Annotated in this window: 8 protein-coding genes; 4 read left to right on the plus strand and 4 right to left on the minus strand. The window is 44.2% G+C overall.

The window, feature by feature from the left end; all coding sequences use genetic code 11:
• Positions 1-313: 313 nt before the first annotated feature.
• Positions 314-640, plus strand: coding sequence for a GlpM family protein (locus ABZA00_RS14130; protein ID WP_372882804.1), 327 nt, complete (start codon positions 314-316; stop codon positions 638-640).
• Between the two features lie 26 nt (positions 641-666).
• On the opposite strand, the gene ABZA00_RS14135 is transcribed toward ABZA00_RS14130, so the two are convergent.
• From ABZA00_RS14135 to ABZA00_RS14145, 3 genes are all read right to left on the minus strand, one after another.
• Positions 667-1572 carry a LysR family transcriptional regulator gene (locus ABZA00_RS14135; RefSeq protein ID WP_372882805.1) on the minus strand — a complete coding sequence of 302 codons (906 nt, stop codon included), beginning with the start codon at positions 1570-1572 and terminating at the stop codon, positions 667-669.
• Positions 1573-1602: 30 nt separating this feature from the next.
• On the minus strand, positions 1603-2955 hold the full coding sequence (locus ABZA00_RS14140; protein ID WP_372882806.1) for an MATE family efflux transporter: 1353 nt from the start codon (positions 2953-2955) through the stop codon (positions 1603-1605).
• Positions 2956-3059: 104 nt separating this feature from the next.
• Positions 3060-4049, minus strand: a complete 990-nt coding sequence (locus ABZA00_RS14145; RefSeq protein ID WP_372882807.1) for a zinc-dependent alcohol dehydrogenase family protein — start codon at positions 4047-4049, stop codon at positions 3060-3062.
• Between the two features lie 296 nt (positions 4050-4345).
• On the opposite strand from ABZA00_RS14145, the gene ABZA00_RS14150 reads away from it, so the two are divergent.
• Positions 4346-5158, plus strand: coding sequence for an SDR family NAD(P)-dependent oxidoreductase (locus tag ABZA00_RS14150; protein WP_372882808.1), 813 nt, complete (start codon positions 4346-4348; stop codon positions 5156-5158).
• Between the two features lie 666 nt (positions 5159-5824).
• A complete protein-coding gene (locus ABZA00_RS14155; protein WP_372882809.1) occupies positions 5825-6109 on the plus strand; it encodes a hypothetical protein in 285 nt (94 codons plus the stop codon).
• A gap of 196 nt (positions 6110-6305) precedes the next feature.
• On the opposite strand, the gene ABZA00_RS14160 is transcribed toward ABZA00_RS14155, so the two are convergent.
• Complete coding sequence (locus tag ABZA00_RS14160; protein ID WP_372882810.1) at positions 6306-7337, minus strand: cytosolic protein; 1032 nt, start codon at positions 7335-7337, stop codon at positions 6306-6308.
• A gap of 1016 nt (positions 7338-8353) precedes the next feature.
• Between ABZA00_RS14160 and truC the strand changes: the two genes are divergently transcribed.
• Complete coding sequence (gene truC, locus ABZA00_RS14165; RefSeq protein WP_372882811.1) at positions 8354-9127, plus strand: tRNA pseudouridine(65) synthase TruC; 774 nt, start codon at positions 8354-8356, stop codon at positions 9125-9127.
• The last annotated feature ends 1378 nt before the right edge of the window (positions 9128-10505 follow it).

A 10505-nucleotide genomic window follows, 5' to 3' on the forward strand; every position in this document is an offset into this window, starting at 1 on the left:
CACGTTTAGCCAAAACTTGGCCGACTTCGTCTTTAGAAAGAAGAGTTTCGATTTGATGATTTAAGCGCTTTAATTCTGTATAAGAGAGAGCATCAATACAGTGTTGGAAAGCGGTGAAAGTTACTTTATCCATCACATTCCTCCTATAAGATTGGATACTACTATGAGTAGAGTTAATACCAACACTTAAATGGAACAGCGCCTATTATAACCAGTGTTATTAATTCTGCAAGCAACATGAGCACTTCGTGCTCAAGACCTTATATCCCCGAGCTAAAGCAGCGGAGTTTTACGGTCTAATCTGATAAAATGTTTGCTTGGTGCTGCGGCTGTTTTGCCAATAGCGTTGCCTTCAAAGAGTAAAAGTTTTTTTATTTCAGGCTTAGTGCCTTTATTTCCAACCTTTGCTTTGATAGCCCATTATATTGTCGGCTCACAGCGCACAATGGAAGATTTGAGATTAACGGCTTTATTTGGTCTTTATTCTCTTATCCCGTATGCAGCCTATTTAGTGGCTGTTTACTATTTTAGCTATAAACTTAATCTACTCTGGACACTGACAACTGTGACACTGGTTTGGCTATTTTTCGCATTCATTTTATTGGTTTGCTGGACAAGGTTTCATTTGACCTCGCTTTAACCCGTAACAAGCGATGCAGGAAAAGGTTAAGCTTCAATACCCAGATCCCAATAAGGGGGTGTACCGTAATACTGAGCAAAATAGTCAAGAAACGCGCGGACTTTAGGCGCAACCAGTCTTGAGCTGGGATAAACAGCCCAGATTGCAGCCTCATCAACTAACGGGTAATCCTCGAGGATCTGCACAAGCTCTCCCCTTTGCAGATGCTCGTAAGCTATCCAGGTGGCACACATAGCGATACCCAGTCCATTGGCGCAGGCATCACGCACGGCTTCGCCAAGATCCACGCGAATATTTCCTTTCACTTTTATATTCAACGGCCCATCTTTTGTTGCAAAGGTCCAGCCTTCCAACCCAGTGCGCTTTATACATAAGTGATCGCGCAGTTCTTCCGGTTTGACCGGCTTGCCGTATTTGCACAGGTATTCAGGTGAAGCACACATTATCCGCTTGTCCACTGCCAGCTTTTTCGCAATCAGGGTGGAATCCTGCAGTGCAGCGTTCCTGACCGCCACATCAAACCCGCCTTCAACCAAATCAACAATAGAATCGGTTAAGCGTATATCCAGGGAAAGATCCGGATACAGAGCTAAAAAACCCTTTAGTGCGGGCATAAGATGGATACGTCCAAAGGAAGCCGGAGCGGTTATTCTCAACGTCCCCTGCGGCTGCAGATTTCCAGAGCCAACGGATGCGCGCCCGGCATCCACGGTAAGCAAAATCTCCTCGGCATGAGGAAGAAATGCCATGCCCTCTTCGGTAAGAGAGACTTTACGGGTGGTGCGATGGACCAAACGCGCACCAAGATCTTCTTCAAGCCGGCTGATATGCATACTCGCTACGGGCGGCGACAAGCCCAGCTCCTGACCTGCCTGACTGATATTATGTGTGGAAGCGAGTCTGACAAACAACCTTAGGTGTTCAATATTCATATGTTACTGCCAATTAGCGATAAATTTTAATTAGTTTACTACAACATCCTGACTGCAGGGAGCCCGCAACCTGATATATTCCTGAAGCTTAAACCATGCAAAAACACCCGCTAATAGATTGGCAATGGCTGCGGCAATGATAGTATTGAAAATACTGTTACTGCTTGCTCCGATCCAGATAGCAGGTATATACAACACAAATAACCGGATCAATGACACCAGCAGTGCTCTTTGAGGCACTCTTAGTGCATTAAAAGCAGAAACGACAACCATACATAATCCAAGCGGAGCGTAGCTGAATGGCATAATCCACAAAGCAGCCTCAAGCCAACGCTGGATATTCCCATCCTTGCTAAATACCGCGATAAGGATACCTGATCCTATGGTCATCAAAAGTGCAATAGCAATATGAAACAGTAATAAAAACTTTGCCGTAGTTATCAGTAACTCGCTGATTTTATCCCGTTCATTCGCCCCAAGGTAGTGACCTATCATAGGTGAAACAGACATTGTAAGCGCAAGGCTAACCACCAGAAGAAAACTTTCAATACGCGACAACAGGCTCCAGAAAGCGATAGCTTCGGTTCCCATTCGCGCGATAAGCATCATAGTGACAAAAGCACTTGTCGCGGGCAAAATCTGATTTATTGTTGTTGGAATGGCCACTCTTATAAGCTCAGAAAAGTAGCTTAAGGTTGCAGGGTTACAATAAGCAGGCTTAAACCAGTGTTTATCTTTAGCCTTAAAAAGCATATACAGGGCGCAGCTGGCATAACCGATAGTTGAGGCGATTGCGGCACCTTCGACACCCATCTCAAAAGAGAATATTAAAATAGGATCCAGGATCAGGTTGATAATACTTGCAGCGACAAACATACTGCCCGTTGTTTTTGTATCACCGTTGGCTCGATAAACACAAGTGACAAGATAAAGGGCTGCAACGCTCACTGAGCTAAGCAGCCAAACCGGCCAGTAGCGGTTAAAAATATGCAAAAGCAGTTCAAACTTCTGCGTGGTTACCTCGTTAGAAACGAAGACGGTAAAGATTTGTTCACTTGCGCCCGATAGCAGCAGACAAAGCAATGAGATAAAAAAGAACCCGAAAACCACCGCAATAGTCGCAGTGGTAGCGGACTTGTCAGTCTGTTGCGAACCGCCAGCCTGAGCAATAATAGAGGTTGCAGCGATGCCGATGCCAACCTGGATCCCTATCAGGACGGTTTGGAAGGGTAACGTCATTCCGTGAACCGCCAGTTCATCGACCCCGAGCATGGCGATAAATATAGAATCAACCAGCTGCACCAGCATAATAGCAAACAGCCCAAGCGTAAGAGGAAGAGTCCTGCTGATGACTTGTCTGAGGATGGGAGAGACGCTTAACATAGATCTGTTCCGGTTACTTTCTGCTCTGGAAACGTGCCAGTGCTTAAAATAAAAAAGGCTCACCGGAGAGGTGAGCCATAAAGCTGTTGTACTATTAAAGGTATTTATTCAACCTCAACAACCACTTTACCGATAGCCTGACCGCTGGCCAGATGAGTATGCGCCTGCGCCGCTTCAGCAAGGGCAAAGCGCTTGCTGTCCAGCACAGGTGTTAATGCGCCCGCTTCGGCAATATTGGCCAGTTCACGGAGGATCTTGCCATGCGCTTCACGGCCGATATTATGAATCATCGGAAGCAGCATAAATACGACGTGCAGAGACAGACCTTTCATATGCACCATGCTCAGATCCAGCTCAAGCAGCGCCAGCGTAGTGGCAATCTGGCCGTTTAATTTTGCGGCCTCAATAGAGTTGTTCAGGTTAGCGCCGCCTACCGAATCAAACACCAGATCAAAACCATTGCCCTGAGTATAGTTAGCCACGTAATCGGCAACTGACTCTGCCTTGAAGTCAATCGCGGTTGCCCCCAGCTTCTGAATCAGCTCAGCCTGCTTACCCTGCGCGCCGGTAGCAAAAACCTCAGCTCCGAAATGACGCGCTAGCTGTACAGCGATATGCCCCACACCACCCGCGCCACCATGCACTAATACTTTCTGCCCCGAGCTGATTCCGGCGCGCATCAGCCCTTCATAGGCAGTAATACCAACCAGAGGAATCGCTGCAGCCTCTCTCATAGACAGATTCTTCGGCTTATGTGCGATAAGTCTTGCATCAGCCGGAATATATTCGGCGAGCGCGCCCTGGAGCTCCCCCAGTCCACCCGCACAGCCGTAAACCTCATCACCTACCACAAATTCAGTTACCCCTTCACCAACAGCTGCGACAGTACCTGCGAAATCCATGCCCAGAACACCCGGAAGCTTAGGCGCAAAAGGCAACGCCTCACCCATCTCACGAATCATCATGTCAATAGTATTAACACTGGTTGCCGCTACGCGCACCAACACATTACCTGCTTTAACTTCAGGCTTGGCAAGCTCTGCTGACTCAAACACCTCTGCACCACCAAATTCACGAATTACCATTGCTTTCATAAGAAATAACCTCTGCTTGTTTTGATTGATAGGCTAAGTATATTCCCCCTACAGCAGATGATAATTCGTCATTATAAAGAATCAGTTTTAATACTTTCTTAATAATCTGTTTAAATCATGGCGTTTACCGGATGAAAATAAGCAGAAAAATTGTTAATTAAAATATAAAAGATAAAAGATAAAAGCTGCTTTTATTAATATTTTTTTAAAACTGTTTTTGTAGTTTGCCTGATTATCAAGCGATAATAAGCTTGTTATGCTGCTTATAATGTTCAAGTTAACGGAGATAATAAACCATGCAAAAAATAATTCTTATTACCGGTTCGACCGATGGCATCGGTCTGGAAACTGCAAAGATGCTTATGGCCCAGGGTCACCACCTGCTGATTCATGGCCGTAATCCAACAAAACTTGCCGAAGTGCAAAAGATACTCTCCGGACTCCCCGGGAATGGCATGGTAGAAAGTTATCTGTCTGATCTTTCCCATCTTGCAGATGTCGAGGCGCTTGCGGCAGCCGTGATGGCGAAGCATAAAAAACTCGACGTGCTGATCAATAATGCAGGTGTATATAAAGTACCTCAGGTAACCACTAAAGATGGTCTGGATATCCGCTTTGTGGTCAATACTGTTGCACCCTATCTGCTGACCCAACGTTTGCTGCCTCTGTTTGATACTTCCGGGCGTGTGGTTAACCTCTCTTCTGCGGCACAATCTCCGGTCGATCCGAATGCCCTGGTTAGTCCGAACGCAGACGCTTCAGACAGTTCTATATACGCACAAAGCAAGTTAGCTTTAACCATGTGGTCCAAGGATCTGGCGGCTTTACTTAACAACAAAGGCCCGGCAATTATCGCGGTCAACCCGGCATCCTTTCTGGGAAGTAAAATGGTCAAAGAGGCCTACGGCGTTGCCGGTGGTGATCTGCGCATCGGTGCAGATATTCTTTGTCGTGCCGCACTTTCCGATGAGTTTGCCACTGCTTCAGGTAAGTATTTCGATAACGATAGCGGACGCTTCACCGCCCCCCATCCTGACGCACTTGATTCAGCAAAAAATAAAAAACTTGTTGCCGTTATCGAAAAGATTCTGGCCGAGAAAACACAATAATAATTTCCCTGATTAATTCACCAAAAAGACAGCAATGCTTGGCGAAAAGCATTACTGATAATTGAACATCTAAAGTTCAAAGCTCTTATCCCTATGCTTATCGAAAATGATCCTTCTGTTACGAAGGATCGCAACCCGTACTGCCCAACAGCCGCACACTCGAGCTGGAATATTCAGCGATCACTGATGCTTCAGCATGACAGAGCAGAATATGGTTTTACAACATTCCCAACAAGCCCGCTATAATGAACCTTAGATTAGCAACGCCAGTAAGCTCTGATATGAAAAAAATTATCAGAGCTTACTGGCGTAGAAAATGTTTGTGCCCGGTTTCGGGAAAAGTGAAAAACAACTGAAATGTCCCATAAAAGAAATGCACATGCATGGCTTCCCCACCTTAAAAATCGACACATATTAAGTGCCTAACTGTTTTTAATGATTGCTATGCTCTAAGTTTTACTGAGCAAGCATACCGCCAATGTGTATTGGTGAAAGTAACGATTAATACACTGTCCTAGAGCACCATATAGTTTAAAAAAACGAACGCCAGAGCTGACTGAAAATCGCTCAGGCAAGGCGTGTTAGCGAAGGAATAGAGATCTCTGTCGAGCTGACGCAACGCAGAATGAGCGATTTTTAGGCGCTCTAGCAAGCAAGGAGAAGCAAATGAGAATTCCTATTGTCGTTTTTCTATGTGCACTACTGAATCCGTCTGCGTTCAGCGAGACAACTATCACGGTCAATGACAGGACGATAAGGAGTTCAGGAAACAATATTACGGTCAGCAATAACACTGTTATGATCGATGGAAGGATCCTCTCGGGCAATGTTTTGCAGGGATCGGGAAAAATTGTAAGCGAAAATCGCAACCCGGGAGAGTTCGAGGTATTGCGCTTGGGCATAGCAGCAGAGGTTACTGTCATAAACAACGGGTATGGGACAGCCCCGTAGTGGTCTCGCATAGGCTTTTTCTGTAATGAAGTCATTAGTGTGTCTAGAACAGATACTGATTATTAAAAAAAGCAAAAAGAAAGACCTGCTTCTCTTATTTGGTTACTTAATCGCCCAGTCATTCCTTGTCAATTAAGATCACAACAAAAAATAACAACAACGCCCCTTTCAAAACGGGGCGTTTTGCGGTTCAGGTCTAGATCAACTGCTTGAGTTTGTGCTCTACCAGAGGGTCGTCAGGTGACAATTGCTGGGCCATTTCCAACAATTGAATGGCATCCTGTGGATGCTCGTCCTGATGTTTGAGGGCAATGTCGATAAGGGGCTGCACATCGATTTGTTCCTGGTGCTCCTGCACATGGACCTCTTTCTCATCGATAAGAATATTGTGAGCCTTACTCAGCAGTCCCAGACGATGCTCAGAGCTGGCATTGGCTTTATTGAGTTTTTTATAATAATCCTCTTTAAAGCGTAGTGCCTTAGTTTGCTGGCGAAACTGGACGATATCAATTTGCTGGTGACGGATAAAGTCCACGGCTACCTGCTTGTAAAAGCCAAATTTGTTCAGGTAAGTGGCGTGTGTACCGTGGCCCATACCAAACACCCGCAGGTGCGTCAGCTCGGGATAGCGTTTGGCGTGCAGGCGGTCAATGCTATTGGTGGGATCGTAAATAATATACCCCTTGGCTTTACCCAAGCAGAGATCGTGATAATCCCCAGACCAGTCAAACTGCTGTGCCAACTCAGTGCTGGATCTGTTATCCCAGGGCGCAAGCTGGCGGTTTTTGGTGCTGACAGGATGGAACAACAACACCTGATCAAGCTGCAGCAAGTCTGCAAAGGCACCAATAGCAAAGCCGCCGCGACTCAACCCGTAACCCAAGCGACAGGTGAAGGGCTCAAGCAAAGTGGATAATTGTTCGAGAAAGAAGATTAGATTGCGGCTGCGGAACCAATTACTTTTTCCCAGGTGCTGAAAGGAGATAATGTTCACTTGCTGTTTTTGCGCCAAATGGTAACCCCAAGGGGCAAAATCGGCATGGAGATCCTGTTCCTGCAGATTGGTACCGGCGGGTGAAAAAGTGAATAATAGCGGTTTATTCAAATCAACAAACTCATACTTTACAAAGACATCGTCAAGTAAATCACTGCCGGACATCGGCAGTTGCGCTTGTTGCTGTGCATGTGAGTGGGTTAACCACTCATCTAACCAATACAGCAATTTCATATAACCCTCCTTTAAAAACAATCGTGAGATTGTATCAAAGATGGCCGCTGGATAAAAATTCAGTTTGGGAATGATAATTATCTATACTTAGATCATTTAGGCTACATACCCCAACACGAACCCAAGACCCTTGATCCAGATCAACTTTCTGTTGATCTTTTTGAAATGTTAAATAAAATACACTGCAAAATTATAGAGGTTATCAAGTGCGTAAATGTAAATATTGCCAGAAAGAGTTGCCAATATGGCGGACTCAAAGAAACTGGGTAGAGAAAAATATTACCCATAGAAAAAAATTAAAGTACCGATGCGAGCATTGTAAAAAAATTAATTTTATATAAAGACAGAATGTAGCCATCTTTAGTAAATCCTAACCGCCTTCAATTATTACAGCCAATTGTAATGGAGAGCAAAGAAAGTTGGCGCATTAGTATTTAATATATAATTTTCCAGTCATTGGAAAAAGTCACCAGCTCCGTAGGGTTCTGTGAAAGGGATAAGGCAAAAGCATCACCCTACTCGAGGTCCTCCTCTGTAACTTTAAATTGAACATTTTAACGTCAGCTTTGTAGGACAAGCTGCCATTAAGCTTACTGGGAGAAATGTATGGTACGCCCCGTTTTGCAAGTGAAAACTAAAAATAACGGAGTTGGTTTGAGTTTATTTCCAGAAACGCTGAGCGCACACCGAGAAACATAAGATATAAGCAGTTAAATTTTTCTCTGTCTTAGCGATATTCTCTGTGGTGAATTATTGTTTGCCCTGCATTTTAAGCAATACCATTCTATCGTGCTGAGTCATACCATAAAAAAGCCATGACGTTTTAGATCAGATGCGTACTCGACAGACTTCAAACTCCGCATACCCTAGGGTATTTTTTTAAGTATAGTACGCGGAAACAAACCTTGCCTTATATCCCCGCCCTAAAGAACGAAGTTTTACGGTAAAATGATAAAACTGTTAAAATGCCAGGCTTAGATCATATTTCGCTTGAGCTTTTAATAAATGAGGATTTGATGTCTGAGAATAATGAATTATCAGAGGGCCAGGATTTGGTAATTGACAATATAACACCGGAGCTTGAAATTATTTATCGCGATCAGCAGCTTATTGCAATTAATAAACCTTCAGGCTTATTGGTACATCGTAGTTGGCTAGATAGTCACGCAACAGAGTTTGCGGTGCAGAAGCTACGTGATCAAATCGGTCAGCATGTTTATCCTGCACACCGACTGGATAGGGCTACATCAGGCGTTTTATTGTTTTTATTGGATAAAACCTATGCCACCGATTTGATGGAGCAGTTTGCCCAGCAAAAAACTGAAAAACGCTATTTAGCTGTGGTAAGGGGACATATCGGCTCAGGTAAACTCAATTATCCGTTAAAAAAGAAGCTGGACAGAATTGCCGATAAACAAGCTAATCTAGATTGTGAAGCGCAACCAGCAGAGACATATTACCAAGGGCTTGCACATTGTGAATTACCGATTGCGGTACGCCCATATCCGCAATCCCGTTATTCGCTGGTGGAATTACGGCCGAAAACGGGCAGAAGGCATCAACTGCGCCGCCATTTAAAACATCTGCATCATCCAATTATCGGCGATACAACACATGGGGATGGTAAGCACAATAAGATGTTCAGGGAGGAGTTTGCCAATCACCGCTTGTTGCTGCACGCAGCCTATCTTGCCTTTATTCATCCGCTAACGGGGGAAAAAATAGAGATTCATGCGCCACTTGATAAAAAGTTTAATGCATTATTAACAAAACTAAACCTCGCTGTTTGATATCAATTACATGTTACTTTTTAGGATCTGCTGACCTTTCGAGATTGTTTTGCAGCAGTTTGTTGGTTCTTTATACAAGGCAGAGCCTGCGTAGTGTAGTTATTCTACATAAACAGGCGATAACGCAGTAGAAAGGGCCAACAAGCGCTGCCCGTAGGGTTCGCCTAAAAGCGTTTTACTCTTTGTTGCGAGGTATTTAACCTCAACTCTGGATAAGCGACATCCCTCAACACCGCTCTTTTCGCCCCTCTCTGCGTTAAGTTTGCTTGTAATAGCCGGCCACTACTTCACAAACTTGCCTTGATAGGAACAAAAATCCCGGCATTGAGCGCTACCTGAGCCAAAAAAGAGAACTTCATCTATTATAATGCCCACTATCCAGAGTTGAGGTTATTTACTTAGAATGACTAAGCTACACACCTCGCGTCGCGATTAACATGCTTTTATCTCGAACAAAAATTAACCGCGAAAGGTCAACAGCCCCTAATCATCCGCCTACATCCCTGCACTTTGTCTGCATTGGGTTTAAACCGAGCTGGCGTTTGCACTGTCCCTATCTGAAATGACAACGCCTTAGTTTCTTGCTATCTGCTAATTGGACGGTTATGCAGTATTTCAGTGTTGTCTTTTTTATCATTAACTGAGGATCTTTCTGCTGCTGGCATTCCAAAAAACAGCAATTGATCGGCATGTTTTACCAATCGGTTTTTCTGCTGTAGCGCAGTTCTTTGAACCATCATGCTCATCAGCTGACCTGGTAAGATATCATCACGAATTGCTCCGCCTGATAAGTGCTGTGGCTAACCTCACCATACTCAGCTATACCCTGCCTCTTATGATAGAGAAATTTGTCAGGTATAAGCGAAGAGGCGCCCCCAAAACAGCAATCCAGACACAGAAGAATAACCAAGGATAAAAGAACGGTGCCGGAAAATATGCCTTACAGTTTCAATCAAATTGGTGCAAATTCTGTTCCGCCATTATTAACAAAATCTAAAGACTGATTAAGCGTAACAAGGGATTATCATTACCAGAAAAGTAAATATAATGTTTTCAACAGCTTTATAGCTCACTTTTTACAAAGTCTAGCGGCATGTAAATCATCAAGCATTGTAACGCAGAGATTATCCGCTACCCGTAGCGCTTTTTTCTGCTGAATGGAACTGTCGAAGACCGGAAAAAAACACTCGGACATTGTCCGTTATGAAAAGTTTACCATGCCGCTGCGTTTGCAGGGCAAACAGAGAATACAATAGCGAAGGCTATATTTACTAAATTCGGAGAAAAATGTGTCACAGCAAATAATTAAAGATCTGAACATTCGTTACACAGCAAAAAAATATGACCAAACAAAGCGTATCTCAGCAGAAGATATGGA

This window comes from Psychromonas sp. (assembly GCF_041586535.1).
Classification (GTDB): Bacteria; Pseudomonadota; Gammaproteobacteria; order Enterobacterales; family Psychromonadaceae; genus Psychromonas.

Bases quoted from the DNA above. Each gene is read 5' to 3' on its own strand.
- ABZA00_RS14160 (WP_372882810.1), bottom strand. From the start codon at position 7,337: ATGAAATTGCTGTATTGGTTAGATGAGTGGTTAACCCACTCACATGCA.
- ABZA00_RS14150 (WP_372882808.1), top strand. From the start codon at position 4,346: ATGCAAAAAATAATTCTTATTACCGGTTCGACCGATGGCATCGGTCTG.
- ABZA00_RS14135 (WP_372882805.1), bottom strand. From the start codon at position 1,572: ATGAATATTGAACACCTAAGGTTGTTTGTCAGACTCGCTTCCACACAT.
- ABZA00_RS14145 (WP_372882807.1), bottom strand. From the start codon at position 4,049: ATGAAAGCAATGGTAATTCGTGAATTTGGTGGTGCAGAGGTGTTTGAG.
- ABZA00_RS14140 (WP_372882806.1), bottom strand. From the start codon at position 2,955: ATGTTAAGCGTCTCTCCCATCCTCAGACAAGTCATCAGCAGGACTCTT.
- truC (WP_372882811.1), top strand. From the start codon at position 8,354: ATGTCTGAGAATAATGAATTATCAGAGGGCCAGGATTTGGTAATTGAC.
- ABZA00_RS14155 (WP_372882809.1), top strand. From the start codon at position 5,825: ATGAGAATTCCTATTGTCGTTTTTCTATGTGCACTACTGAATCCGTCT.